The sequence below is a fragment of the Cloacibacillus evryensis DSM 19522 genome (genome assembly GCF_000585335.1).
Classification (GTDB): Bacteria; Synergistota; Synergistia; order Synergistales; family Synergistaceae; genus Cloacibacillus; species Cloacibacillus evryensis.
In genome coordinates this window covers 793,279-818,502 of record NZ_KK073872.1, presented here as the reverse complement: position 1 = coordinate 818,502, position 25,224 = coordinate 793,279, and the positions used below count along the sequence as shown (strand labels likewise).

General features: G+C 55.1%; 24 protein-coding genes. 16 read left to right on the top strand and 8 right to left on the bottom strand.

The features are described from left to right. Positions 1-19: 19 nt before the first annotated feature. Both CLOEV_RS03540 and CLOEV_RS03535 read right to left on the bottom strand, forming a co-directional pair. A complete protein-coding gene (locus tag CLOEV_RS03540) occupies positions 20-1,210 on the bottom strand; it encodes a pyridoxal phosphate-dependent aminotransferase (protein ID WP_034441962.1) in 1,191 nt (396 codons plus the stop codon). Between the two features lie 188 nt (positions 1,211-1,398). Then, a complete protein-coding gene (locus CLOEV_RS03535) occupies positions 1,399-2,061 on the bottom strand; it encodes a GntR family transcriptional regulator (protein ID WP_169732187.1) in 663 nt (220 codons plus the stop codon). Between the two features lie 349 nt (positions 2,062-2,410). On the opposite strand from CLOEV_RS03535, the gene CLOEV_RS03530 reads away from it, so the two are divergent. The 11 genes from CLOEV_RS03530 to CLOEV_RS03480 all read left to right on the top strand — a co-directional run bounded on the left by CLOEV_RS03530 (position 2,411) and on the right by CLOEV_RS03480 (position 12,844). Then, entirely contained in the window at positions 2,411-3,706 is a 1,296-nt protein-coding gene (locus CLOEV_RS03530) for a nickel-dependent lactate racemase family protein (protein WP_034441960.1), read from the top strand. Between the two features lie 16 nt (positions 3,707-3,722). Further along, positions 3,723-4,940, top strand: a complete 1,218-nt coding sequence (locus CLOEV_RS03525) for an aconitase X catalytic domain-containing protein (RefSeq protein ID WP_034441959.1) — start codon at positions 3,723-3,725, stop codon at positions 4,938-4,940. Beyond that, a complete protein-coding gene (locus CLOEV_RS03520; protein WP_008710573.1) occupies positions 4,940-5,374 on the top strand; it encodes an aconitase X swivel domain-containing protein in 435 nt (144 codons plus the stop codon). The genes CLOEV_RS03525 and CLOEV_RS03520 overlap by 1 nt, the downstream gene beginning before the upstream one ends. A 61-nt stretch (positions 5,375-5,435) precedes the next feature. After that, positions 5,436-6,419, top strand: coding sequence for a TRAP transporter substrate-binding protein (locus CLOEV_RS03515; protein WP_034441958.1), 984 nt, complete (start codon positions 5,436-5,438; stop codon positions 6,417-6,419). 84 nt (positions 6,420-6,503) lie between these two features. Next, positions 6,504-7,016: a TRAP transporter small permease gene (locus tag CLOEV_RS03510; protein WP_008710511.1), complete on the top strand. Its 513-nt coding sequence runs from the start codon at positions 6,504-6,506 to the stop codon at positions 7,014-7,016. Further along, positions 7,017-8,297 (top strand): TRAP transporter large permease, encoded by a 1,281-nt coding sequence (locus tag CLOEV_RS03505; protein WP_034441956.1) that lies wholly within the window; start codon positions 7,017-7,019, stop codon positions 8,295-8,297. It abuts the gene before it with no gap. A 199-nt stretch (positions 8,298-8,496) separates the two neighbouring features. Continuing rightward, positions 8,497-9,309: a formate/nitrite transporter family protein gene (locus tag CLOEV_RS03500; RefSeq protein ID WP_034441954.1), complete on the top strand. Its 813-nt coding sequence runs from the start codon at positions 8,497-8,499 to the stop codon at positions 9,307-9,309. Positions 9,310-9,717: 408 nt separating this feature from the next. Next, positions 9,718-10,224, top strand: a complete 507-nt coding sequence (locus tag CLOEV_RS03495; RefSeq protein ID WP_008710563.1) for a TRAP transporter small permease — start codon at positions 9,718-9,720, stop codon at positions 10,222-10,224. After that, complete coding sequence (locus tag CLOEV_RS03490) at positions 10,224-11,504, top strand: TRAP transporter large permease (protein ID WP_008710554.1); 1,281 nt, start codon at positions 10,224-10,226, stop codon at positions 11,502-11,504. Before CLOEV_RS03495 ends, CLOEV_RS03490 begins: the two co-directional genes overlap by 1 nt. Positions 11,505-11,631: 127 nt before the next feature. Further along, complete coding sequence (locus tag CLOEV_RS03485; protein WP_008710553.1) at positions 11,632-12,075, top strand: GNAT family N-acetyltransferase; 444 nt, start codon at positions 11,632-11,634, stop codon at positions 12,073-12,075. Positions 12,076-12,091: 16 nt separating this feature from the next. Further along, positions 12,092-12,844: a class I SAM-dependent methyltransferase gene (locus CLOEV_RS03480; RefSeq protein WP_034441953.1), complete on the top strand. Its 753-nt coding sequence runs from the start codon at positions 12,092-12,094 to the stop codon at positions 12,842-12,844. Between the two features lie 132 nt (positions 12,845-12,976). On the opposite strand, the gene CLOEV_RS03475 is transcribed toward CLOEV_RS03480, so the two are convergent. Further along, positions 12,977-14,245 carry an amidohydrolase family protein gene (locus tag CLOEV_RS03475; RefSeq protein ID WP_034441952.1) on the bottom strand — a complete coding sequence of 423 codons (1,269 nt, stop codon included), beginning with the start codon at positions 14,243-14,245 and terminating at the stop codon, positions 12,977-12,979. A 76-nt stretch (positions 14,246-14,321) separates the two neighbouring features. Next, on the bottom strand, positions 14,322-15,749 hold the full coding sequence (locus tag CLOEV_RS03470; RefSeq protein ID WP_034441949.1) for a sodium:solute symporter family protein: 1,428 nt from the start codon (positions 15,747-15,749) through the stop codon (positions 14,322-14,324). A gap of 299 nt (positions 15,750-16,048) precedes the next feature. Between CLOEV_RS03470 and CLOEV_RS15755 the strand changes: the two genes are divergently transcribed. Further along, positions 16,049-16,666: a TetR/AcrR family transcriptional regulator gene (locus tag CLOEV_RS15755; protein WP_051484861.1), complete on the top strand. Its 618-nt coding sequence runs from the start codon at positions 16,049-16,051 to the stop codon at positions 16,664-16,666. A gap of 93 nt (positions 16,667-16,759) precedes the next feature. On the opposite strand, the gene CLOEV_RS03460 is transcribed toward CLOEV_RS15755, so the two are convergent. Further along, positions 16,760-18,433: a formate--tetrahydrofolate ligase gene (locus CLOEV_RS03460; RefSeq protein ID WP_034445245.1), complete on the bottom strand. Its 1,674-nt coding sequence runs from the start codon at positions 18,431-18,433 to the stop codon at positions 16,760-16,762. A gap of 172 nt (positions 18,434-18,605) precedes the next feature. Next, entirely contained in the window at positions 18,606-19,283 is a 678-nt protein-coding gene (ftcD, locus tag CLOEV_RS03455; RefSeq protein WP_281172963.1) for a glutamate formimidoyltransferase, read from the bottom strand. Between the two features lie 92 nt (positions 19,284-19,375). Here ftcD and CLOEV_RS03450 point away from each other — a divergent pair, with 92 nt between their 5' ends. Beyond that, a complete protein-coding gene (locus tag CLOEV_RS03450; RefSeq protein WP_245591101.1) occupies positions 19,376-20,551 on the top strand; it encodes a M20 family metallopeptidase in 1,176 nt (391 codons plus the stop codon). A gap of 490 nt (positions 20,552-21,041) precedes the next feature. On the opposite strand, the gene CLOEV_RS03445 is transcribed toward CLOEV_RS03450, so the two are convergent. Together CLOEV_RS03445 and CLOEV_RS03440 are read right to left on the bottom strand one after the other, a co-directional pair. Beyond that, the gene (locus CLOEV_RS03445) at positions 21,042-21,773 is read right to left on the bottom strand and encodes an SIMPL domain-containing protein (RefSeq protein WP_034441948.1); all 732 of its coding nucleotides are present in this window, start codon (positions 21,771-21,773) and stop codon (positions 21,042-21,044) included. 48 nt (positions 21,774-21,821) lie between these two features. After that, entirely contained in the window at positions 21,822-22,574 is a 753-nt protein-coding gene (locus tag CLOEV_RS03440; RefSeq protein ID WP_034441946.1) for an IclR family transcriptional regulator, read from the bottom strand. 243 nt (positions 22,575-22,817) lie between these two features. Between CLOEV_RS03440 and CLOEV_RS03435 the strand changes: the two genes are divergently transcribed. The 3 genes from CLOEV_RS03435 to CLOEV_RS03425 are packed head-to-tail and all read left to right on the top strand — an operon-like array spanning position 22,818 to position 25,219. After that, positions 22,818-23,597 carry an SDR family oxidoreductase gene (locus CLOEV_RS03435; RefSeq protein WP_034441944.1) on the top strand — a complete coding sequence of 260 codons (780 nt, stop codon included), beginning with the start codon at positions 22,818-22,820 and terminating at the stop codon, positions 23,595-23,597. Positions 23,598-23,613: 16 nt separating this feature from the next. Then, positions 23,614-24,819 carry an aconitase X catalytic domain-containing protein gene (locus CLOEV_RS03430; RefSeq protein WP_034441941.1) on the top strand — a complete coding sequence of 402 codons (1,206 nt, stop codon included), beginning with the start codon at positions 23,614-23,616 and terminating at the stop codon, positions 24,817-24,819. After that, entirely contained in the window at positions 24,809-25,219 is a 411-nt protein-coding gene (locus CLOEV_RS03425) for an aconitase X swivel domain-containing protein (protein ID WP_034441939.1), read from the top strand. Before CLOEV_RS03430 ends, CLOEV_RS03425 begins: the two co-directional genes overlap by 11 nt. Positions 25,220-25,224 lie beyond the last annotated feature (5 nt).

The window sequence follows — 25,224 nt, the reverse complement described above, 5'->3', positions numbered from 1 at the left end:
AAAATTATTTAAGGAAACACTACCTTCCGGGACGGCCCTCCACCGCCTCTTTGATCCTCTTCATCCCCTCTTCGATATAATCGTAAGAGCGGCAGTAGGCGAGGCGGATGTGCCCCTGCATTCCGAAGACTTCGCCGGGGACGGTCGATACTCCGGCCTCCTCGAGCAGCCATGAACAGAATTTAAATCCGTCCATGCCAAGCCGCGAAATGCGCGGAAAGGCGTAGAACGCCCCCGCGGGAGTGATCGCCTCAAAACCTTCGATGTCGTTCAGCCACTTCACGACCATGTCGCGGCGGCGCTTGTACTCCGATACCATCGCGGTCACGTCGCCGTCTGCGTTCGCAAAGGCCTCGACGACCCCCGCCTGAGCGAAGGAGTTGGCGCAGGTGGTGAGGTTTTGGTGGCATTTATTGACATAGGGACGCATCGACGCGGGAGCGACCACCCAGCCGATGCGCCAGCCGGTCATCGACCAGGTCTTGGAGGCGGCGGCTACGGTCACCGTGCGCTCTTCCATGCCGGGGAAGCTCGCGATACTCACATGCTCGCCGTCGTAGAGAAACTTCTCGTAGCATTCGTCGGAGATCACCCAGAGATCGTTCTCAATGGCGAAGACCGCGATCGCTTCAAGGTCTTTTCTTGTAAGCACCGCGCCGCTGGGGTTGTTCGGCGAATTGATCAGAATGGCCTTGGTCTTCGGCGAGAGGGCCTTTTTAAGCTCCTCCGCCTGGAGCCGGAAACCGTTTTCCATCCGCGTCGGCACGGGCACAAGCACCGCATTGGCAATGGCGATCTCGTCCGCGTAGGCCGAGAAGTAGGGCGCGGGAACGATCACCTCGTCGCCGGGCTCAAAGAGCGTGAGGAACGTCGCCGTGAGCGCCTCCATCGCGCCGTTCGTGATGACGACGTTTTTGTCGGCCTCGACATAATCCATGCCGTTCTCGCGGCGGTATTTGTCCGCGACGGCACAGCGAAGGTCATAGGCCCCAGCCATGTCGGTGTAGTGGACGTTGCCCTCATTGAGCGCCCTGATCGCCCTGTCCTTCGCGCATTTCGGCGAATCAAAATCCGGCCGTCCTATCTCCATGTGGACGATGCTTCTGCCCCCGCGCTCCAGCTCGTCGGCGCGCGTAAGAATCTCGCGGATGCCGCCGGACATACTGATCGAAGCCATGCGGCTGTTGGGAAATTTTACCTTCGTCGTCATCTTATTTGCCTCCTGAACATTTAATAAATTATTCCATTTATAGCGTTTCATAATATATTACATGACCTCATGAGACAAGGGCTTTTTTATCCGGCTTAATTTTTTTGCCTTTCAGGCAAGCCGCGCAAATAAGGATGCGAAAACACCGCGCGCCCGGCGGGACGAAGGCGCGCGGCGCGGGCGGGCGTTCAGCGCAGGAAATAATCCTTCATTATGTACCCCTCGCTGTTGACGACATGTTCATACAGGCAGTTATGGAGGGCCTTAGGGTCTCGGCGTTTGAGACAGTCTATGATGATAATGTGCTGGTTGATGGAGTTCTGGATATCGGCGAGCGACTGCGCGGAAAGGCGCTGAAAGCGCTTTATCTGCACATGGTAGCTCATCAGTATCGCGCCGATGCGCCTGTTCGTCGCGTACTTAGCGATCGTGAAATGGAGTCTGATATCGCTGTCGGCGACGCTTGAAAAGTCTATATGTTCGCCGTTCTTCACCCGCTTGCCGAGCTGCTCCCACTCGGCGGACATCTCCTTTATCTCCCCGTCGGGAATACGGTTGGCCGCGGAGAGCGCGGCAAAGGGTTCGAGCAGCTTCCTGATGTCATATATCTCACGCACGTCTTCGAGGGATATCTCGGAGACAAACGCGCCCTTGAGGGGAACTATCTTTATGTACCCGTCCTGTTCGAGAACACGCAGCGCCTCGCGGACCGGGGTGCGGCTCACGCCGATCTCATTGGCGAGAAAGGTCTCGGGAAGCGGTTCGCCCATCTTGAGCGCACAGGAGTCGATCCCCTCCCTTATCCAATCGTAAACCTTTATCCAGCTGGCCTTTTCATTCTTAGACGCCACTTCCATTCCCCCTGCTTGGTAAAGGTCCCGCGGCGATATCGCCGTTAAAGCAGCTGCCGCGCAAACCATCAGTTTTTTCTATTTTTAAAACAACTGTATACAGCAACTATACAACATTTTGCCTTTTTGTCCATAACTTCGCGTAAAAAACATCGCAATTTTTCTTCCAACTTTCTTGTTGACATTTATTTACGGCGATATTATCATCTTCGTCAAGATAGTTGTGTGGCTTTTGAAAAGTTTTTATTTAATTAAACAGATAGTGATATAGTATGTATTTTTTCATTGTATACAGATAGCGTACTCAATGCATTCCGCATTTTAGTTTTATCGCTGGGAGGAATCGGCAATGAAATATAGTATTCCATATGGAAATAGCTTTCTGGATTTCGATACTTACACAAACAGGGTCCTCTTCTCGGGAGAGATGACCGATGTCCCTCCTGTCACAGATATCAGAGCGGAATTATTCAGGTCGCTCGACGCTCCGATCGCATCAGAACCTCTCGCGGCGCTCGCGAAGGACAAAAAGAATATTCTCTTTCTCGTTGAGGACAATACGCGCGACACTCCGTTAACGAAGATACTGCCCGTCGTCATGGAATATCTCGATGCCGCGGGCGTTCCCCGCAGCGCCGTAAGCTTCATGACCGCCCCCGGTACGCACAGGCTTATGTCCGACAAAGAGGTGCGCGAGAAGCTCGGAGACTATATCGTCGATAATTTCACCGTCTACCAGCACGAGGCGTCAAACACGGACGAGCTGGCAGACCTCGGCGAGATCGAAGCCGGCGGCTACAAACTTCCCGTCCGCATCAACCGCCGCGCCTTGGAGGCCGACCTTCTCGTCGGCGTCGGCAACATCATCCCGCACAGCGACGCCGGTTTTTCCGGCGGAGCGAAGATCGTCCAGCCCGGGATCTGCGATTTTGTAACGACGCAGGCGACGCACCGGGGCGCCGGGCTCTGCCCTGACATCCCGCTCGGGATGCTTGAGGGCAATCCCTGCCGCATGGGCATCGACGCCGTCGGCGGCATCGCAAAGCTGGCTTTTATCGTCAACGTGGTGAAAAATTTCAGCGGCGAGATCGCGGGCTTTTTCTGCGGCGATTATTTAAAGGCGCACCGCGCGGGCGTGGAGCTCGCGAAAAGATCGTACAGCGTGGAGCTCGACGAACTTGCCGACGTCGTGGTCGTCAGCTCCTCTCCCGCCGATATGGATTACTGGCAGGGCATCAAAGGACTGACTTCCGCATATTTCGCGGTGAAGCCGGGCGGCGCCGTGATCCTAGCCGCGCCCTGTTACGAAGGACTTGTCCACAACCACCCGCTTTACGCCCATTGGCTCGCGCAGCCCACGGAAGCTCTTGTGGAGGCAATAAAGGGCGCCTCTCCTTACGACCTTGAAACGGACGTCATCTCCGCCGTAGTCGCGCTGGGCAGCCGGCGCGTGCTCGACAGGGCCGAGGTCTATATGATCAGCGACGGCCTCTCAAGGGAAGAGATAGAGAAGATGGACTATATTCCGGCGGCAAACGTGCAGGAGGCGCTCGACGCGGCGCTTGCGAAGAGGCCGCGGGCGACCCTCGGCATACTCCCGCTGGGCGGCATCTCCCTACCGATATTAACGAAAAAAACAGCATAGAGAAAGGCGGTACGAAATGTATTTAACAGATGAAGAGAAACGAATCCTTGACGGAGCCGAAGGCGCCGGAAAGCAGAAGGCCATGGAGATGCTTTACGCTCTCGGCCTCACCTTCGACGCGGAAAAGCTCATACCCGTCAAGCGCGCACATGTCGCGTTGAGCGGACAGGAGGGCGACACTTACTGGTGCGAGCTGCTGGTAAACGGCGGCGCCACCTGCGTTGTGCCACCGACGACAAACCCCTATTGGGACACGGCCTATCTGACGAAGTTCTTTGACGTGACGAAGGAGGAGCTCGACCTCGCAGACCGCACCGGCGACGCTTACCGCCGCATCGGCGCTAAGCTCACCTACCACTGCGCGCCCGGAGTCTGCTCCAACGTTCCCTTCTTCGGCGAACATGTGGCCTTCTCCGAGTCCAGCGCCACACCTTACGTCAACGGAGCCCTCGGCGCACGCTCAAACCGCGAGTCTTCGGTGAGCGCCCTCGCCGCCGCCGTCATCGGCAAGACACCTTACTACGGATACCATCTTGACGAGAACAGGTACGGAGATTTCCTCGTCGACGTGGACGCCGACCTTGAAAGCTGCTATGACTGGGGCATTCTCGGACACTGTCTGGGCAAGATCGCCGGCTACCGCATCCCAGTGCTCAGATTCAAGAAGGATATCAGGCCGACACAGGAAGACTTCCTCTATTTCGGCGCGGAGGCCGCGACAAGCGGCGCGGTCGCGATGTACCACATGGTTGGGATAACCCCCGAAGCCCCGACGATCGAGGCGGCTTTCGGCAACAGGAAAATCCCCGCGGCGGAATGCGTGCTCACCAACAAAGATCTCAAAGAGCGTGAAGACATGCTCACCCCCGCCACCGGCAAGATCAACCTCGTCATGCTCGGCTGCCCTCACTACACCTACAATCAGCTGCTCGACGTCGAAAAGCTGCTGGACGGCAGACACATCTGCAACGATACGGCCTTCTGGATCCTCGCGGAATCGGGAGCCGTCGAGCTCGCGGAACGTTCGCACCTGCGCCAGCGCCTTGAACTGCTCGGCGTGCGCATGGTCGGCGACACCTGCATCGACGAGCCGTGCTGGAAATCATTCGAAGGCGCTCTTGGAGTTACGGATTCGCCGAAGTGCGCCTATTACAGAGAACGCCGCGGACAGCCGTTCGCCATCCGCAGGCTTTCGCAGTGCATAGACGCGGCAGTAAAAGGGAGGCTCGACTAATGGCTGACAACATGAAGGTATACAAGTGCCGCTCGATAGTTCGCGGTTCCGGCGCGGGCGAGGCCGTGGTATCGAAGGACGCGATGTGCTTCTACCTTACCGACCCGACCACCGGCGTCGTCATTGAGAGAAATCACGCGATCGAGGGCAAAAGCATCGCCGGGAAAGTGCTGGTGCTACAGTCCGGCAAGGGCAGCTCCGTGGTCCAGGCGGACGGTTTCTATCAGTTGTGGGTGAGAAACAACCTGCCTGCGGCTATAATAATAAACGTACCCGAACCCGTCATCGTATCCTCCGCCGTCATGGTCGGCTCGACGATGGTCGACCGCCTTGAGAAGGACCCCTTCGAGGCGATCGAAGACGGCGATTATGTAGAGGTCGACGCCGACGCCCAGGAGGTGCGCGTTTGGAAGGGAGGAAAAGCAGCGGACTGATCTCATAGAGCGCAGCTTTTTAAATTATTCAGGCAAATACAAAAAACAGGGAGGACGTAATATGAAGAAACTTCTGGCAGCAGTTATGTTCATGGCTATCACGGCGGCGAGCGCGGCTTTCGCGGCGCCAGAGTACACGATCAAGGTCGGCTACATCGGCTCCGACACCCACCCGACGATGCAGGCGATGAAAGCATTCGCCAAGGATGTGGATACCGGTTCAAAAGGCAAGATCAAGGTAGAGCTCTACCCGAACGCGCAGCTCGGCGGCGACCGCGAGCTTTGCGAGGGCGTGCAGATGGGCACGATCCAGATGGCGATCCCCTCAACATCGGCTCTCGCCGGATTTGACAAGAGAATACAGGTCCTCGACCTGCCCTACCTCTTCACCACGAGAAAAGCGGCCTTTGACGCGGTAGACGGCGAGCTCGGACAGAAGCTCAACTCATACCTCGCGAAGAAGGGCTTTGAAGTCCTCGGCTATCAGGAAAACGGCTTCCGCCACGTGACCAACAGCAAGCGCCCCATCAAGAGCCCCGCTGACCTCAAGGGACTCAAGATCCGCACGATGGAGAACCCGATGCACATCGCCTTCTTCAAAGAACTCGGCGCCAACCCCACCCCGATGAGCTGGGGCGAGCTTTACACGGCACTGCAGCAGGGCACGGTAGACGCGCAGGAAAACCCCTACGCGATGATCGACGACGGCAAGTTCTACGAGGTGCAGAAATACGTCTCCGAGACGGGACATGTCTTCTCCTACGAGATACTCATCGCCAACAAGAAGTTTATGGATAAGCTCCCCGCCGATCTCCGCAAGGTAGTCGTCGACGCCGCCCACAAAGCCATCATGGCCCAGCGCGCCAGCCTTGAAAAAGAAGAGGCAGCTTTCAAGGCCAAGGTCACAAAGGCCGGACTGAAGGCGAACGAACTGACGCCGGAGCAGAAGAAGCCCTTCGTCGAAGCGACCAAAAAGGTTTACGCGCAGTTCGAGAAGGATCTCGGCAAGGAGATCATGGATATCGCAAGGAAGGTCCAGAAGTAATTCTTTCTCAGACCTTGAGCAATTATACGCGCGTCCCTTGCAAAAGGGACGCGCTTTATGCCACCACAGGAGGTTGTTGTTAGGATGACCGTCAAAAAGTTTTTTGATAATTTCGAGGAGTATTTCTGCGTCTGGACTATGGCCATTATGACCATTCTCGTCTTTATCCAGGTCGTTATGAGGTATGTCTTCTCTAATTCGCTCTCTTGGAGCGAGGAGTTAGCCCGTTTTATTTTCCTCTGGCTTTCCTGGATCGGCGCCAGTTATGCAGTAAAGGAGCGCAGTCATTTCCGCGTCGAGATGTTCGCCAATATGATAAAAGGAAGCTGCCGCAGGTTTTTTGAGTATTTTGTCCTGATCGTCTGGTTCGTTTTCAGTTTCATTCTCACATGGCTCGGCACAGAGCTGGTCATTTTTATTTATGATACGGGGCAGGCGTCCGCCGCGATGGATATCCCGATGACATGGCCCTACGCCTCGGTGCCGGTGGGCTGCGGACTGATGTGTATCCGCCTGATCGTTGAGATGTATAAGATTTATAAGGGCGAACCGGTCGGTTCGGAAAAGGGACAGGAAGAATTGGAGGAGATGATATAGATGGAGGCCGTTATTCTCTTCTCTCTGCTTATTGTAACGATCGGGCTCAGTATCCCGATCGGCATCACTCTCGGGCTTTCCACCGGCATCGCTATGTGGCTCACTTCGGATATCCCCATGGTGATGCTCGCGCAGAAGTCGGTGACGGGGCTCGATTCTTTCCCGCTGCTGGCGATCCCATTTTTCATCCTCGCGGGAGCGCTGATGTGCAACGGCGGTATTTCGCGCAGACTCGTCAATCTCGCGGAAAGCCTCGTCGGTTATATCACGGGCGGCCTCGCGATGGTGACGGTGCTCGCCTGTATGTTTTTCGCGGCGATCTCCGGCTCGGGGCCGGCGACGGTCTCGGCGATCGGCTCTTTTATGATCCCCTCGATGAAGGAGCGCAAGTATGACGCGGGTTTCGCGGCGGCGATCACCGCGGCGGCGGGTACGATCGGCGTCATCATCCCGCCTTCGATCCCCTTCGTCATCTATTGTATCGTCGCGCAGTGTTCGATCGGCGATATGTTTATCGCCGGCATAGTGCCGGGCGTTATGATCGGCGTCGCGTTGATGCTCGTCTGTTACTGCACGGCGAAGAAACGCCATTATGTGAGCGTTACGGAGCGTCCGAAGTTAGCCACGGTGTGGAAGGCCTTCAGAGAGGCTTTCTGGGCCCTTCTGGTGCCGGTAATAATTCTGGGCGGCATCTACGGCGGCATCTTCACGCCGACGGAGGCGGCGGTCGTCGCGGTCGTCTATTCGGTGGTCATCGGCAAGTTCGTCTATAAGGAGCTCGACGGCAAGACTTTATATGAGTGTCTGCGCACGACGGGCCTCATCAACGGGGCGACGGAGTTTATGATCGGCCTTTCGATGGCCTTCGCGAGCTATCTGGCGATGGCGCAGATACCGGCGCATATCGCCTCATGGATGACGAGCCTCGCGCACAGCCCCTTCATCCTGCTGATGGTGATAAACGTCTTTCTGCTGATAATCGGCTGTTTCGTGGACAACATCGCGGCGGTGATCATCCTCACGCCGATCCTGCTGCCGGTGGTGAAGGCGATCGGGATAGATCCGATACACTTCGGGCTGATAATCACGGTGAACCTGGCCTGCGGCTTCATCTCGCCGCCATACGGGATAAACCTCTTCGTCGCCTCCGCGATCTCGGGAGAGAGCATCGAGGATATCTCAAAGGCGATACTGCCGTCTTTCTTCGCCATGGTCGTATGCCTGCTGCTCTTTACCTATTTCCCCATCTTCTCTATGGGGCTGCTGAATGTGCTGAAATAAGAGGATTGCCGAGCGCCGCGCGTCCGGAGTTTGCCATATATTTCCGGACGCGCTCCGCGGCAGATCAAGAAAACTCGTCAGGATCATCAATTTTTCACAGCGGTTTATATTAAACGGCGAGCCGCGTTTGATGATGGTTTTATGAAATATGGATATAATTTCGACGATCAGTTTAAAGATATACGGAGGTCCAGTCGATATGAACTACAAAACACCACAGGAAATAGCAAAAAGCGCGGTCGCGGCCGCAATATCCAAGACCGGCCTGCCGCTCCTTCCGATGGCGCTGTTGGGATTTCTTGCCGGAGCCTATATCGCTATGGGCGGCTACTTTATGATCGTCGTGACACAGGACGCCGCCGCGTTTGCCGGCGTCGGCATCTCGAAATTCCTCGGCGGCGTCGCCTTCTCTCTGGGACTGTTTCTGGTGGTGGCCGCCGGAGGGGAACTCTTTACCGGCAACTGCCTGATGCCGATCGGGCTGCTGTCGCGAAAGATAACGTGCGGCGGCATGCTGCGCAACCTCGCCGTCGTATATCTCGCGAACTTCGCGGGAGCTCTCTTCTTCGCGCTGCTGATATTCAAAAGCGGCGTACTGACGAAGAGCTGCGCAGACTACGCGCTCTCCATCGCCGCCGCCAAGGTACAGATACCGCTTTTTCAGATGATCGTGCGCGGCGTGCTCTGCAACTGGTTCGTGGGGCTAGCCGTCTGGCTGACCTTCGGCGCGCTCGACATGTCCGGTAAATTTATCGCGCTTTTGATGCCGATAGCGGCCTTTGTCGCGATGGGGTTTGAACACTGTGTCGCGAATATGTTCTTCCTGCCGCTCGGAATGATGATCAAATCCGGGCTGACGGCGGAAGGGATTCCGAGTGCCGCGCAGGAACTTACGGCGTCCGCCGTCGCCGGCAACCTGCTCCCCGTTACCTTCGGCAACATCATCGGCGCCGCATTCTTTCTGGGGGCGATCTACTTTGTCATTTACAGGAGGGAACTCACAAAAGACTGATTCTCCCAACATATGATATTTTTGATAACTTATAGTATCTAGATTTTTAAACGACGGCTTTCCGCATCCTCCGCAAAAGACGTATTTGTTTTGTTTGCCTTTTTTAATAAACAACAACATTCACCCAAAATACCTTATTCAAGTTTTACGATGTTTTTCCAGTTTTTCTTTCATAAATACCTAAAATCTTCATATTTTATACATATTGACAACTATTTTACTTAATAATATTATGTTTCTTGAAAAGACAAGAAACACCGTCCATGCCGTTTGTCCCGGCTGAATATTTTATTTTCTATGTATCGTAGCGAAAGGTGGTACATACTAATGTTGTATACCATTTGAATATATCCTCGTAGATAAAAATCATAACGGCCTATCAGAAAGAAAGCGGAGGTGCTATACAGTATGACGATAAAAAAATTCCTCGACAACTTTGAGGAGTATTTCTGCGTTTGGACAATGGCGATAATGACGCTGCTGGTCTTTGTGCAGGTGGTAATGCGCTATGTGTTCTCCAACTCTCTCTCGTGGAGCGAGGAGATGGCCCGTTTCATCTTCCTCTGGCTGTCGTGGATCGGCGCGAGCTACGCGGTGAAGGAGCGCAGCCACTTTCGCGTCGAAATGTTCGCGAATATGATACCGGGCGCCGCGCGCCGGTACTTCGAATACTTCGTGCTGATCGTCTGGTTCGTTTTCAGCTTCATCCTTGCCTGGATAGGCACGGAACTGGTCATCTTCATCGCCGATACCGGCCAGCGTTCGGCGGCGATGGAGCTGCCGATGACCTGGCCCTACGCCTCGGTCCCCATCGGCTGCCTGCTGATGTGCGTCAGACTCCTCATAGAAATGTACAAACTATGGAAAGGCGAGCCGCTCGGCCCGCAAAACGACAATATTGAGGAGGTATGCTGATGGAAGCCGTAATAGTTTTCTCCATTCTCATTGTAACGATAGCGCTGAGCATTCCGATCGGAATAACCCTCGGGCTGGCGACCGGGCTCGCGATGTGGCTCACCTCGGATATACCGATGCTGATGCTCGCGCAAAAGTCGGTGACGGGGCTAGATTCTTTCCCACTGCTGGCGATCCCCTTCTTCATCCTCGCGGGGGCGCTGATGTGCAACGGCGGCATTTCGCGCCGCCTCGTCAACCTCGCGGAGAGCCTCGTCGGCTTCATCACCGGCGGCCTCGCGATGGTGACGGTGCTCGCCTGCATGTTCTTCGCGGCGATCTCCGGCTCGGGGCCGGCGACGGTCTCGGCGATCGGCTCTTTCATGATCCCCTCGATGAAGGAACGCAAATATGACGCGGGTTTCGCGGCGGCGATCACCGCGGCGGCGGGTACGATCGGCGTCATCATCCCACCGTCTATCCCCTTCGTCATCTACTGCGTCGTCGCGCAGTGCTCGATCGGCGACATGTTCATCGCGGGAATAATCCCCGGGCTCATAATCGGCTTCGCGTTGATGATCGTCTGCTACGGCACCGCGAAAAAGCGGCATTACGTCAGCCTCGCGGAGCGCCCGAAGCTGTCCGTCGTCGGGAAGGCCTTCATCGACGCTATCTGGGCGCTGATGGTGCCGGTCATCATCTTGGGCGGCATCTACGGCGGCATCTTCACGCCGACGGAGGCGGCGGTCGTCGCGGTCGTCTATTCGATACTGATCGGTAAATTCGTTTATAAGGAGCTGGACGGCAAGTCCCTCTATGAATGCCTGCGAGTATCGGGGCTCATCAACGGCGCGACGGAATTCATGATCGGCCTTTCGATGGCCTTCGCGAGCTACCTGACGATGGCGCAGATACCCATGCATGTCGCGGAGTGGCTGACGAACTTTTCGCACAATCCGTTCATGCTGCTGATGATCATCAACATCTTCCTGCTGATAATCGGCTGCTTCGTGGACAACATCGCGGCGGTGATCATCCTCACGCCGATCCTGCTGCCGGTGGTAAAGACGATCGGCATAGACCCGATACACTTCGGGCTGATAATCACCGTCAACCTCGCCTGCGGCTTCATCTCGCCGCCATACGGGATAAACCTCTTCGTCGCCTCCGCGATCTCGGGAGAGAGTATAGAAAACATCTCAAAATCCATACTCCCCTCCTTCCTCGCGATGGTCGCCTGCCTGCTGCTGTTCACCTATTTCCCGATCTTCTCTCTGGGACTGCTGCAATGGCTGAGGTAAATTTCTTTCTTTAACCGGGTTTGAGCTTGAGATAGAAACGCGTTCTCCAATGGGCAGAACGCGTCTTTCATATGTCGGCATTATGTGCTATGCTGTCCAAACTCTTAAATAGAGGAGAAATGACAAAATGACAATCACCGAAATAACAAAAAGAGACGAAGCTGCGATACAGAGAGTATCCTTTATCTGGGAAAAGTCGGTGCGCGCCACGCACCTGTTTCTCACCGAGGACGACATGCTGGACATTTCAAAAGATGTCGATGATGCGCTGGCCTCCGTGCCGACCCTGCTGACGGCGGAGAATGAGAACTCCGAGCCCGTCGCATTCATGGGAATAGACGGCGACCGGCTGGAGATGCTCTTCCTCCTGCCGGAGGAGCGGGGGCGGGGCCTCGGCGAAAAGCTTCTGCGTCACGCGATCGACAAATACTCCGTCAGCCGGCTCTGCGTCAACGAGCAGAACACCTCGGCATTCGGATTCTACGAACACATGGGGTTTAAGGTATATAAGCGCACTGAGCGCGACGAGCAGGGGCACCCCTTCCCGCTGCTCTATATGAAGCTGAAATAAGCAGGCTGAGAATTTCTTGAAAGAAAACAAATACGACGACGGCGTATTTTTTGAAAAATACGCGGGAATGAAACGTTCCCAGGAGGGGCTGGCCGGCTCCGGCGAATGGGAGACGCTGAAGAAGCTGCTGCCGGATTTCAAAGGAAAGCGACTCCTCGACCTTGGCTGCGGCTACGGCTGGCATTGCATCTACGCGATGGAACAGGGCGCGGCCGCGGCCACAGGGATAGACATCTCCGAAAAGATGCTCTCCGTGGCGAGGGAGAAGACGCGCTGTCCTGAGGTAACATACATGTGCATGGCACTGGAGGATATGGATTTCCCCGCGGGCTCCTTCGACATCGTCCTGAGCTCGCTGGCCCTGCATTACGTCGAGTCATTCGACGAGATCGCAAAAAAGGTGAACCGTTTCCTCAGCGACGAAGGGTATTTCATCTTTTCAGCGGAACATCCGATATTTACTGCGGAGGGTTCGCAGGACTGGTATCGCGACGGCGCGGGCAATATCCTGCACTTCCCCGTCGACAACTACTTTTACGAAGGTATGCGCCGCGCGCGCTTTCTCGGAGAAGAGGTCGTCAAATATCACAAAACGCTGACCACCTATATCGACGGGCTGCTGACGAACGGCTTTGAACTGCTGCGCGTAGCCGAGCCGCAGCCGCCTGAACGGATGCTCTGCATCGAGGGCATGAAAGACGAAATGCGCCGCCCGATGATGCTCATCGCGGCGGCAAGAAAGAAACTCTCCCTTAGAAACGGCCAATGATCGTCCGCCTTCGTTAGGAAAAATTATTTCACAGACGACAAAAAATATTCCGTCTTAAGTTGTTCACAGTATGCCGAACATCCCTAAGACGGAATTTTTTATATACGATACGCTTTTACGATTCTTACCGAGTTATTCCTCGTTCATACGGCTTACGGCCGGATATGCCACACCCTCTTTCATTACGAAAGAGCAATCGCGAAGAGCATGCGGGTCCTTCATCAGGTCGCGCCCCCAACCCGCAATGTCTGCAAGTTTGCCAGGCTCGATCGTACCGACCTTATCGTCTATCTCGCATATCTCGGCGTTCGTTTTTGTCGCTGCCCGGAGTATACGGAAAGGGTCCATGCCATTTGTATGCCAGGCATAATACTCCCAGCCGCTTTCGTAATTATTGTGAACGGCGACCATATCCGTGCCATAGCCAAGCTTTATTTTACTGTTGATAATAATTTCGCGCCCCTCCTGGAGCTGACGCTGGTAGAAACGAAGCTTTCTCCGGTATTCTTCGCTCTTCAGCGCAAGGCTCTCCTCATCGGGATGGATGGCATCTTCGTATGGCATAAAGGTCGGTACAAGATATGTGCCGCTATTCTCAAACATTGACGCTGTTTCTTTATCCATCAACGAACCATGTTCAATGCCGGTGATTCCATAATTGATAAGCTTTTTCATCAGACGCGGCCCATAGGCATGCGCCGTCGCGGATATCTTTACCTCTTTAGCGGTGTCGAATATCGCCTTAAACTCCTCGTCATTCAACTGAATGTCGTCCGGGTCGTCATTTGGAGTGGCAAAACCGCCGGTGGCCATTATTTTCAAAAAATCAGCTCCCATTTTTTTCTCACGGCGTACGGCGCCAGTGAAAAAATCCGCGCCGTTTCCACAGGTTGGGTATTGGCTGATCAGATAGTCGGAAAGATACGGATTGGTACGTACCACCTGCGTCATATCGCCATGGCTTCCTGGCGTGCAGAGGAAATGGGAAGAGACCACCAGGCGCGCGCCCTCCACATAGCCCTCTTCTATAGCTCTTTTTACATCTAGCTCATATGCTTCGCTCCACCAGCCAAGCGACCTTACCGTTGTAAAACCGGAATACAGGCATCTTTTAGCGCATGTCGCCACCGCCAGCGTCCTGTAACCGTCAGAATTATAAAGCGTGTCGCGATAGACATCCTTCCAATGAAAGTATTGCGTGTGCATATGTGCGTCAATCATGCCTGGGGTTACCGTCAGAGCGGAAAGATCAATGGTTTCAGTACCTTCCGGGCATTCAAGGCAATGCCCTACGGCTTTAATTTTTCTCCCCTCTATAAGGATCTCCATATTTTCCTGAAAACATGGCTTGATCCCGTCATATAATTTTCCACATTTGATTTTGGTGTATTTCTGTTCCATAGCACTGCCTCCTGTTTTTCACAATAAAGCCCGCTTTTCAGCCTTGTTCTAAAAAGCTAAAAAGCAGGCAGATCTACTAGAGATTATCGGCCGCACACGCGCCGGTTTTAGGCTGCGTACAGAGAGAACCGACTAAAAGAACTATTATCGATATGGGGAGCGCAACATAGATTGTCTGTACTCCGTAGGGATACTTGAGTACTTCCCAAATAACTGTCGCAAAAGTACCGCATACCATCGAGGCGATGCCGCCGAACTTGGTAACCTTTGGCCACACAAGTACGCTGACGACAGCGGGAGTTATCGCGCAGCCGGAAATCGTGTAAGACATATACTGAACGGCAAGTATACTGGGATAGAATTGAAGAATAACATACGCCAGTACGCCGGCTCCGGCTATAAACAACCTTGTCGCCCACATCTGTTCCCTTTCCGATGCATGCGGGTTTATTACCTTAGTATATATATCAACTGTAAAGTTTGACGATGCGGAAAGAAGGAAGGAGTCGGCGGTTGTGATTATGAACGCCGATGCCGCAGACAACAACAGGCCGCCCCAGAATACTGGGAGCAAAGACGCTGTCGCGATCAGGGATTGTCCTGCCGCGATATTGCTTCCGAAATACAGCCGTCCGATAAACGAAATACATGCGATCAGCGGCATTACCACAAGCGACGCCGCAAGACAGCCTATCAAGCCGGCACGTGCCGTTTTCAGATCTTTTGCCGCATTTATCCTCTGATAAAAATTTTGGTCTCCAATGGTGAGGAACGTCAGCGGCAAATAGGCTCCGAGCCATCCCCAGAACGACTGGCCCCCCAGGAAACTGAGCTGATCTGCCGTGGCCGTAGCTCTTACCCACTCAATTCCGCCGACCTTGGAAAGAAGCATCGGAACAGCGGCGCCAATGCCGATCAGCATCAAAAAAGCGCTCATGGCATCCGTCGTAGCTACTGTTTTCAGACCGCCTGAGTATGCCAGTATTATGACGATAACCGCGCATATTATCGTACAAGACGTAATCGGAAGCCCCGTAGTGGTATTCAAGACAAACCCAAGCCCACGATATTGGAAAGAAACTATGGATATGAATGATATTGCAATGATAGCTGCCGCTATAGTACGCGCCGTACTGCCAAACTTTTTTTCTAGCAGCTCCGCTATTGTATAACAGCCGCTCTCTCTTATTTTTTCACTCAACAGATAGAGGACTGACAGGCTGAATATGGGAGGAAGCATAAAACAGATTCCTGGCCATATACCGAAATTATACGCAAGCGAGTTTCCGCCTCCGGTCACAGTTCCGCCACCGAGGTACGTGGCAAAGATCGTACCTATAATGACTATCTTTCCAAGACTGCGCCCCGCAAGCAGAAAATCTTCTTTTGATTCATTTCCCGCTTTTTTTGCTTTGTTGTAAAAATATCCTCCCACAGCGATCATTGCCAACATATAAGCTATAACAACCCACAACATAGCTGGAACATACTGCAATTCGTGCATAAAAGACCCTCCTCAGATATATTATAAATAATTATAGAAAGAATCCCGCAGAATACGTTCTGCCCCATACCTCCTTTTGTGAACACATTATAGAATATATTCGGTGAACGTATTATGCCAACGAAGATTCTAGCTTAATATAAAAGACAAGTCAATATTTTTTTTGAAATTTTCACCTCTTCAAGTATATTCCGAGAAATATATATAATTCTAATCATAAAAATATGATAGTATTGCTGTATGAAGTCTACAGGCAAAAAACATAGCTAATTCGTGTCTTCATAAAGGGAGTTATACCGTTGTATATTCGCAGCAATAAACGTAAGCTTCAAGCCATAGAGACAAAAAACAGGATATTTGATATAGCGCATACAATGTTCCGTGAGCGGGGATTTTATAACGTTACGGTCGAAGAGATCGCCGATGCCGCCAATATTTCCGTGGGGGCGCTCTACCATCATTTTAAAAATAAATACGAACTTTTGACGGCATGGCATGACAGACTAGACGAACAATATGCAAAATATTACATAAACATAAAAAATGATCCCCATTTTGCAAATGCCACGGCGCCAGAGATCATCAAGGAAATGCTTTTATACATACAGGAAACTTGTATCAATTACGGGACGGAATATATCAGTGTGATATATTCTTATTTGCTTTCCAATACCGAGTTCGCAACAATCATGACAGACATGGGGCGCGAGTATTACAAGATTATGACTGAGCTCATGGAGAAAGGACAGGACGAGGGAACGATCAGGAAAGACATCCCGGTCGCACAACTTGTACACGACCTGACGATAGTCAGCCGCGGCTGCCTTACCGATTGGGCGATAGAGCATTCGAATAAGCGTATGCGAGATTTTTCAAAATCAGTTTTAGACAGCTTCCTGCGCGGGATTGCCGCATAGAATTCCTTACAAAAGCTGCCCGCTCCATGTAAAATCGGAGCCGCTTCATACTGCGGCTCCGATAATTTTAGATCTTTTGCTTTATTGATTCGCTTAGAACAGTCCGGTGACCTTTCCCTGCGCGTCGACGTCGATGCTGCAGGCGGCGGGGCGTTTCGGCAGACCGGGCATCGTCATGATGGCTCCCGTGATGGGAATGATGAAGCCCGCTCCGGCCGAGAGGCGCACTTCGCGCACCGTAAGCTTGAATCCGGTCGGACGGCCTTTTTTGCTCGCGTCGTCGGAGATCGAAGCCTGCGTCTTCGCCATGCAGATGAGCAGTCCGTCTTTGCCGAGTTCGTGGATTTTCTTAAGGTCTTTTTCGGCTTTGTCTGTGAACACTACGCCGTCGGCTCCGTATATCTTCGTCGCGATGGTCTCGATCTTCTCTTTCGGCGAGAGTTTTTCGTCGTAGAGGTAGTGGAAGCTGTTTTCTTTATCGCAGGCTTTGATGACCGCTTCGGCCATTTCGATGCCGCCCTCGCCGCCCTTCGCCCAGATGTCGGACTCCACGACGGGCACGCCGAGCTTCGCGCATTTTTCCTGGATGAATTTGAGTTCTTCCTCTGTGTCAGTGGGGAAGGCGTTAAGGGCAACGACTACCGGCAGGCCGAAGGAGAGCATGTTTTCGACATGCTTCTCAAGGTTCGGGATGCCCGCTTCAAGGGCCGCCATGTTGACTTTGCCGAGATCCTCTTTCGCCACGCCTCCGTGCATTTTGAGGGCGCGAATGGTCGCCACGATGACGACGGCGTTCGGCTTGAGCCCCGCGAGACGGCATTTGATGTCGAGGAATTTTTCCGCGCCGAGGTCGGCGGCGAAGCCAGCCTCGGTGACGAAGTAGTCGGCGAGTTTCAGGCCGTATTTTGTCGCCATGATGCTGTTGCAGCCGTGGGCGATGTTCGCGAAGGGGCCGCCGTGGATGAAGGCGGGGACGTGCTCAAGGGTCTGCACGAGGTTCGGCTTGATGGCGTCTTTGAGGAGCATCGCCATCGCGCCCTGGGCTTCCAGTTCTTTGGCGGTCACGGGTTTGTCATCGTAGGTATAGGCCGCGATGATGTTGCCGAGACGCTCTTTCAGGTCTTCTATGCCGGTCGACAGGCAGAGGATGGCCATTACCTCCGAGGCGACTGTGATGTCGAAGCCGTCCTGGCGCGGCACGCCGTCTGGCTTGCCGCCGAGGCCGATGACGACGTTGCGAAGCGCGCGGTCGTTCATGTCAAGAACGCGCTTGAATACGATCTTGCGCGGGTCGATGTTGAGCGGGTTGCCCTGCTGGACAGAGTTGTCTACCATCGCGGAGAGAAGGTTGTTCGCCGAGGTGATGGCGTGGAAGTCGCCCGTGAAGTGAATGTTGATATCCTCCATCGGCACGACCTGGCTGTAACCGCCGCCGGCGGCTCCGCCCTTCACTCCGAATACCGGGCCGAGAGAGGGCTCGCGGAGCGCCAGAGTGACCTTTTTGCCGAGTTTGGCAAGCGCCTGCGCAAGTCCGACCGACGTCGTAGTCTTGCCCTCCCCCGCAGGAGTCGGGGTTATAGCCGTGACAAGAATAAGCTTGCCGTCCTTGTTGTCCTTGACCTTATTCCAAAGGTCAAAGGATACCTTCGCCTTATACTTGCCGTAGAGCTCAAGATCGTCCGCGTCGATGTCGAGCTTTTTCGCAACTTCTGCGATGGGCTCCATTTTAGCCTGCTGCGCTATCTCAATGTCGCTAAGAAAAGCCATTTTTGACCACTCCTGTTTTTTCTTAAATTCATGTTTTGCCCGCATAAAACTAAGACCGCCGTTCCGCGGCAACATTAGTATATTTTATACTATTTCGCAGAAATATTTAACCGTCCGGCCGCTATTTAAGCACTTTCCCGTCAATTATCAGTCAAAATTCCCCTATATTTTCTCAACCGAGCAGGTGTGTCTCTATTATCTGGTTCATATCGAAATGACGGACTCTCAGGGAATGGCGTATGACCTCTTCCAGCGCCGCCAACGGCAGCGGCCCGACAAACTCCGCGTCGGCGATTCCGACGCCGTAGCTGTCGGCGAGCGACTTGACGAGGTCATATACTACGGGGATGGGAGTCTTTTCAAAGTTGGTCAGGTTCATCGAGACCTGCACCAGCCCTCTGTCTTCCAACGCAAGCCCTATCGCGCGGCAGAAGCGCAGGCCGCCGGTCGAAAACCGCATGCGCTTCGCGATCGCTTTGGCTATTTCGAGGTCGTCCGTGCGCAGGTTCACGTTATACGCGACAAGCGGGAAGCGGACGCCGGTGACGGTCACCCCGGATTTTGGAATAAAGGCAAACGGCCCTTCGTCCTGACGCCACTCTTCATCCCGCATCTTTTCCGGCAGAGCCTCGTATTGCCCCTTGCGTATATCGACAAGGTTCTGGCGCGACGGTTTAGTGGCGGCATCCTCGTAGTAATAGACTGGGACGCCGAGCCCGCCGAGGAATTTTCCATAGCGCCGGGCGATGTTGAGAGCCTCGTCTTTTTCCACGCTGCGCACGGGAACGAAGGGGACTACGTCGACGGAGCCCTGGCGCGGGTGGCTGCCGTGGTGCCCCGCCATGTCGATCTCTTCGACCTTCAGCCGTCCCCGAATATTTTAGGATATAAGTTTCTCTGGTGATAAAATGTAGAAAAATGTCCATGAGAGAGATGATGATAATGTCTAAAGAAATATTCGGTAAGGCACAGAGTCATATAACAGAGAGAGCCGGCGAGATGGCCGCCTTCAGCGACTACCTCGCGGCACACCCTGAACTGTCGGAAGCGGAGTACGAAACGAGCCGCCTGATGACGGAAAAGCTCCGCGCCGCCGGTTTCGAGGTGGAGTACCCATACCTTGGCCTGCCGACCGCGTTCATGGCGAAAAAGAAGAACGGCGCGGATAAACCCGTCGTCGCGGTGATGGTCGAGTATGACGCGCTGCCGGAGATCGGTCACGCCTGCGGCCACAACCTGCACGGCACGATGGCGCTCTACGCTGGTATGGCCGTCGGTGAGGCGATGGGAGACGTCGCCGGCGAACTGCGCGTCATCGGCACGCCGGCGGAGGAGACGGACGGCGCGAAGATACGTATGGCCGGCGAGGGAGTTTTTGACGACGTCGACTTCGCAGTCATGTTCCACTCCTTCGCGGGCGAGAGCTTCGCCGACTATCGTTCGCTCGGCATCGACGGCTTCGACTTCGCCTTCACGGGGCAGACCTCGCACTCCGCCGCCTCCCCGTGGCGCGGCAGGAGCGCGCAGAGCGGGATGCTGCTCTTCATCGACGCGCTGAACATGCTGCGCATCCACATGCACGACTACTGCCGACTCGCCGCCTATATCACGGAGGTCAAGGGCGCGGTGAACATCATCCCCGACCGCGCCGTCTGCCGCGTGGAAGCGCGCGCGCCGAGACAGGACATCCAGAGGGAGCTGACCGCCGCCGTGCTGGAATGCGCGCGCGGCGCGGCGACAGCGACGCGCACCGAGGTCAGTTGGGAAAACTTTGAGGGCAGCTTCGCGCCGATGCTGCCGAACCTCACGGCGGAAAAACTCGCCGAAGAGACAATGGCCGAATACGGCGTCATCTGCACCAACGGACATCCGGCGACCGGCTCCACCGACGTCGGCAACGTCTCCTACCGCTGTCCCGCGATCCAGCCCGAGTTCGCGATCACGACGCGGAACCTCGACCTCCACACGCGGGAATTCGCCGCGGCGACGACATCGGAAGAGGGGCACGAAGCGCTGGTCCGGGGAGCACGCATCATCGCCGACATCTGCCTCAAAGTATTTACGGACGAAGAGCTGAGAAAGAAGATCAAGGCCGAGTTTGAGGCGGCGAAAAAATAACCTTTGCAATCAAGCATACGCCGCATGTCCGCCTTGTGTATTTTCGTTTTTATTGTCAATAAACAGAAAAAATATCACATACTCCTTTCCTGTGTGATATTATCTGCCGCGGAGCTAATTGTACATTTGCCCCGCCTGGCGGTAAAACTTGAGTATACGGCGGACGATATGACATGGACGGCGTCAAAGGCACTGTGACCGCCCCAGCGGTGATCGTCAAAACCAGCGCCGGCATTGGCTCGCTCGCGCTTCGCAGGAAAAAATAATATAAACGTATAACGATCGGCGCGGCGGAGATTTGATTCCCGCCGCGCCGACTTGTCGTTTGGATAATTTTTCGTTAAAGTTTTCGGGCCGCTGTGAACACCGCTGCTAAGCGGACACTACCCGGCAGCGGATCCGGCTGAATCCGTGAGGAATAGCCATCCGCCTGACTGTCGAGAGCGGCGTTAGCGGCGGGATACGGAAAGCGCATGGCGGAGCGCGCTTATCAGCGGTTCGCCAGCTCGAATACGAGCGACATCGAGACGGCGACTTTTATCACGCCGGGGGAAAGCTGCGTCGCGGGCGCCGCGGCAGCGTTCATCGCGTCGCCCGCAAACCCCTTCATCATGCGCGGCTGCGGCGCCGCGCCGGCGGAGCCGATACTCGCGCTGATCAGCGCGCCGAGCCTGCGCCCGCCAGCGGAGGCGACGGCCGCGGCGCGCCCTTTTGCGTCCTCAACGGCGGCCGCGAGCAGGCCGCGCTCGATCTCTTCCCTGTTCTGAAGGCCGAATGATACGTCGTTTATCATAGCGGAACATTTTTCGGCGCTGCCGTCAATAACAGCGCCAAGGCCCGCCATATTCCGCACCGTCACCGTGAACACGGCGGAGGCGGCATAGCCCTTCTGCACGCGTTTCTCGCGTACCATCTCGTAATTCGGCGCAAGCTCGTAGCCGGACGTTTTGACGTCTTTCGCGGCGATGCGCAGCGACGCGATGTATTTATTGAGTTTGTCTATCCTTGACGCAAGCGCCGCGCGCGTATCCGCGGCAGTTTTGCCGTATTCCGTCAGCGAGAGCGAAACGACCGCCATGTCCGGCTCGGACTCCTGCGACGCGTACCCGGTAACGGAGATCGAGTCGCGCGTCTGTTCCGCACAGAGCGCCGCCCCCGCTCCGAAAAGTACCATCAGCCCCGCCGCGGCAAGGGCCGCCATAAGTTTGCCTGAATGTTTCATTGTGATTTCTCCCTTCATACATATATATATTGCAACGCCGCGCGGCCCTTAGGCCGTTCTCGCGTTCAGAGCGTCGCTGAATGCCTTAGCCGCCTTTTGTACCTCTTCCAGCATCGATTCGAATTTGTTTTCAAAATCAGCCGCCGGGCCCGCTATGCCGAACTGCGCTATCAACTCGCCGTTAGCCGTCAGGATGGGGACGCTGACTCCCGACGTCTGATTCTGGAGCTCCTTCGTACTGAAGGCGTAGCCGTCGCGGCGTATCTTCGCGACCTCTTCCCGCAGGCGCTGTTCGTCGATGATCGTATTCGGCGCGACCTGGACCTTGTTGTCATTGATGACCTTCTCCCTGATATCGTCGGGCGCGAAGGCCAGCAAAATTTTTCCGGTCGCTCCGGCATATATGGGAAAGCGCATTCCCGGGTAGGCCGCGTATTGCAGCAGCGTCGGCGGCGTTTTTGTAAATATGCAGTGCCCCTCGAGCTTATCCAGGACGGAGATCAGCGCCGTCTGCCCCGTCGCGGAAACCAGCCGGTCCATCAACGGCCTCGCCACGTCCAAAAAATGGCGGTAGAACGAATCGGTGTTATATAAAAACAGAAACCGCAGCCCAATGTTATAACGTTCGGTCTCCGTATTCTGAGCGACCCAGCTGCGCTGCTGCAAATTTTGCAGCACCCTGTGGATCGTCGATTTTGATATATTGGATTGCTTTTCCAACTCCCTTATACTCATTTCTTCCTTTGACGCGGCCAGTATCTCCAGCAGCGTTACCGCCTTGTCTATTGCGGACATCTCCATGCCTTTCACCGTCCCGAACATATTGGCAAGGCCATTTTTCAGCCTTGATAAATTATCATACCATATTACCGGTTTTCCTTAAAAAGTACCCGCGCGCACTTTTAAATTGTCTCCCGTAAAATCTTGACAGGCAAAAAAAATAATGATACCATCATTGTAAGCAAATCAGGACAAAGTGTCCCATTTTTATCACAACATAACATCAAACAGAATTACAAATTTTGATAATCGGAGGTTTTTCACTTGACACACTTTTTAAAAGATAAAAGAGTTCTCGTCACGGCGGGGTCGGATGGGATAGGCAAGGCCATCGCGGCCGCCTTTTACGGGAGCGGCGCGCGCGTGCATATCTGCGGGCGCACGGCGGAGAAACTGGAGCGGTGCCGCGAGGAGATGCCGGGACTGACATATTCCGTGGCGGACGTCGCCAGCTATGAAGATGTGGAGAAGCTCTTCGGCGATATAAAGGCCGGAATGGGCGGGCTTGATTTCCTTGTAAACAACGCTGGGATCGCGGGGCCGACGGGCCGCGTCGATGAGGTGACGCCGGAGGAGTGGGCGCATACGATGAAGACAAATATCGACAGCCAGTTCTTCTGCACGAAGCTCGCCGCGCCGCTTCTGATCGCGGCGGGGGGCGGCGCGATCATCAATCTGGGTTCCACCGCCAGCCTCTTCGCCTATCCGCACCGGACCCCCTACGCGGCATCAAAATGGGCGACGATCGGTTTTACGAAATCAGTCGCGCTGGAGCTGGGAGAATTTAAGATCAGGGTCAACGCCATCTGTCCCGGCTGCGTCGAGGGGCCGCGCATCGAGGGCGTGATCGCGCGCGAAGCGGCCAAGCTCGGACTGACGCCGCAGGAGGTCCGTGAGGGTTATCTCGGTCAAACCGCTCTGCGCACCTTTATCAAAGCGCAGGACATCGCCGATATGTGCGTTTACCTCTGCTCGCCGTCCGGTGAAAAAATCAGCGGGCAATCGCTGGCAATAGACGGTTTTACGGAAAACTGTCACAGCTGAGAGGGGGGCGGGCAAGGTGAGGCTCACGGAACGTGAAAATTCCATATTGCGCGGGGCGGAGGGCGAGGGCGCGGCTCTTGCCATGGAGATACTCGCCGGCATCGGCGAAGCGATGGAGGCCGACGTATTCGTGCCGGTCGCGCGCGCCCATGTCTCTCTGAGCAATCAGGAGGCCGACCTGTGGTTCGCGGAGAAGATGCTCGCCGGCGGCAGCCGGGCCCGCATCTGCGCGACGGTCAATCCCGGTTTCGACATAGATTATTTCGGCGGCGGGGGCTTTGCCTCCGACAGGGACGTCAAGCTGACGGAGCGCTGCCGCGCCGCCTATAAAGAGATGGGCTTTATCCTGAACTTTACCTGCACGCCCTATCTGGACGGCAATCTGCCACGGCTCGGCGAGAACGTCGCCTTTTCGGAATCGAGCGCGACAGCCTTCGTCAATTCCGTCGTCGGCGCGCGGTCTAATCCGGAGTCGGCGCAGAGCGCGCTCTGTTCCGCGATCGTCGGGCTCACGCCGCGTTACGGGCTGCTGCTCGAAGAGAACAGAAGGGCCTCCGTATATGTGAACGTCGAACGGGAGATCGCGGACGAATTTGATTTTTCCCTCCTCGGCTGGGCCGCTGCGAAGAAGATCGGCCGCGATGTGCCGCTGTTCAGGGGCGTCTTCCGCGCGAGCACGGAGGGATTGATCAATCTGGGCGCGGAGTTGAATACCGCCGGGCGCGTCCCGCTGTTCCACGTGGAGGGCGTGACGCCCGAGGCGGAGTTTGCCCGTCGCGGCACGGGGACGATACGCGAGCTGACAGTGACGGATAGGGAGCTGGCCGAGGCGGAGGAAAAGCTTCTCGGCACAGCCGCCGGCGCGGAGGGCGTCATTCTTGGCTGCCCCCATTACTCGCTTTCGCAGATATGCCTCGTTCACCGGCGCCTTGCCGGCAGAAAGGCAGGGATCCCGGTCTGGATACTCACCTCCGCCGCTGTGGCCGCGCAGATTTCGCGCCTGCCGATGGGAAAAGATCTGAAAGAGAGCAACGTGACGGTCATCGGCGATACCTGCGTCGACCAGCCCTGCTGGGGATTTCTGAGGGGAAAGCGCCTGCTCACCGATTCGCCTAAATGCTGCTACTATACGGCGCGGCGCGAACTGAATTTTTCCGTGATGCCGCTCGCGCGCTGTCTTGACGCGGCTCTCGGGAAGGAGGCTGAATGCAATGCCGGATAAAGAATACGGCTGCCGCGGGATCGCCGCGGGAGCGGCCGGCGGTGAGCTTTTAATTTCGGCCGACGACATCTGCTTTTACATGTGCGACCCGAAGACGGGACGGATCATTGAAGACGGGCACTCACTCAACGGCGTCGACGTCTCGGGTAAGATCCTCGTCTTCCCCGGAGGCAAGGGCAGCTCCTCGGTGCAGCTCGACGGCCTTTATCAGCTGATGCTGAACGGAAAGAGCCCGGGGGGAATGATCGTCGAGTACGCAGACACGATCCTCGTCACCTGCGCCATTCTGATGAAGATCCCGCTTGTCGACCGGCTGCCGGGAGAATTTTATGAAAACGCCGCCGACGGCGTCTTATGCAGGCTCGACGCGGATAAGGGAACGGTCGCTCTTTCAGACTGATTCTT

Excerpts from the sequence above, each read along its gene's own strand:
- CLOEV_RS03470 (WP_034441949.1), bottom strand. The coding sequence starts at position 15,749 with ATGCACGAATTGCAGTATGTTCCAGCTATGTTGTGGGTTGTTATAGCT.
- CLOEV_RS03495 (WP_008710563.1), top strand. The coding sequence starts at position 9,718 with ATGACGATAAAAAAATTCCTCGACAACTTTGAGGAGTATTTCTGCGTT.
- CLOEV_RS03450 (WP_245591101.1), top strand. The coding sequence starts at position 19,376 with ATGTCTAAAGAAATATTCGGTAAGGCACAGAGTCATATAACAGAGAGA.
- CLOEV_RS03515 (WP_034441958.1), top strand. The coding sequence starts at position 5,436 with ATGAAGAAACTTCTGGCAGCAGTTATGTTCATGGCTATCACGGCGGCG.
- CLOEV_RS03525 (WP_034441959.1), top strand. The coding sequence starts at position 3,723 with ATGTATTTAACAGATGAAGAGAAACGAATCCTTGACGGAGCCGAAGGC.
- CLOEV_RS03510 (WP_008710511.1), top strand. The coding sequence starts at position 6,504 with ATGACCGTCAAAAAGTTTTTTGATAATTTCGAGGAGTATTTCTGCGTC.
- CLOEV_RS03425 (WP_034441939.1), top strand. The coding sequence starts at position 24,809 with ATGCCGGATAAAGAATACGGCTGCCGCGGGATCGCCGCGGGAGCGGCC.
- CLOEV_RS03520 (WP_008710573.1), top strand. The coding sequence starts at position 4,940 with ATGGCTGACAACATGAAGGTATACAAGTGCCGCTCGATAGTTCGCGGT.
- CLOEV_RS03445 (WP_034441948.1), bottom strand. The coding sequence starts at position 21,773 with ATGAAACATTCAGGCAAACTTATGGCGGCCCTTGCCGCGGCGGGGCTG.
- CLOEV_RS03530 (WP_034441960.1), top strand. The coding sequence starts at position 2,411 with ATGAAATATAGTATTCCATATGGAAATAGCTTTCTGGATTTCGATACT.
- CLOEV_RS03475 (WP_034441952.1), bottom strand. The coding sequence starts at position 14,245 with ATGGAACAGAAATACACCAAAATCAAATGTGGAAAATTATATGACGGG.
- CLOEV_RS03505 (WP_034441956.1), top strand. The coding sequence starts at position 7,017 with ATGGAGGCCGTTATTCTCTTCTCTCTGCTTATTGTAACGATCGGGCTC.
- CLOEV_RS03460 (WP_034445245.1), bottom strand. The coding sequence starts at position 18,433 with ATGGCTTTTCTTAGCGACATTGAGATAGCGCAGCAGGCTAAAATGGAG.
- CLOEV_RS03485 (WP_008710553.1), top strand. The coding sequence starts at position 11,632 with ATGACAATCACCGAAATAACAAAAAGAGACGAAGCTGCGATACAGAGA.
- CLOEV_RS03540 (WP_034441962.1), bottom strand. The coding sequence starts at position 1,210 with ATGACGACGAAGGTAAAATTTCCCAACAGCCGCATGGCTTCGATCAGT.
- CLOEV_RS03490 (WP_008710554.1), top strand. The coding sequence starts at position 10,224 with ATGGAAGCCGTAATAGTTTTCTCCATTCTCATTGTAACGATAGCGCTG.
- CLOEV_RS03500 (WP_034441954.1), top strand. The coding sequence starts at position 8,497 with ATGAACTACAAAACACCACAGGAAATAGCAAAAAGCGCGGTCGCGGCC.
- CLOEV_RS03440 (WP_034441946.1), bottom strand. The coding sequence starts at position 22,574 with ATGGAGATGTCCGCAATAGACAAGGCGGTAACGCTGCTGGAGATACTG.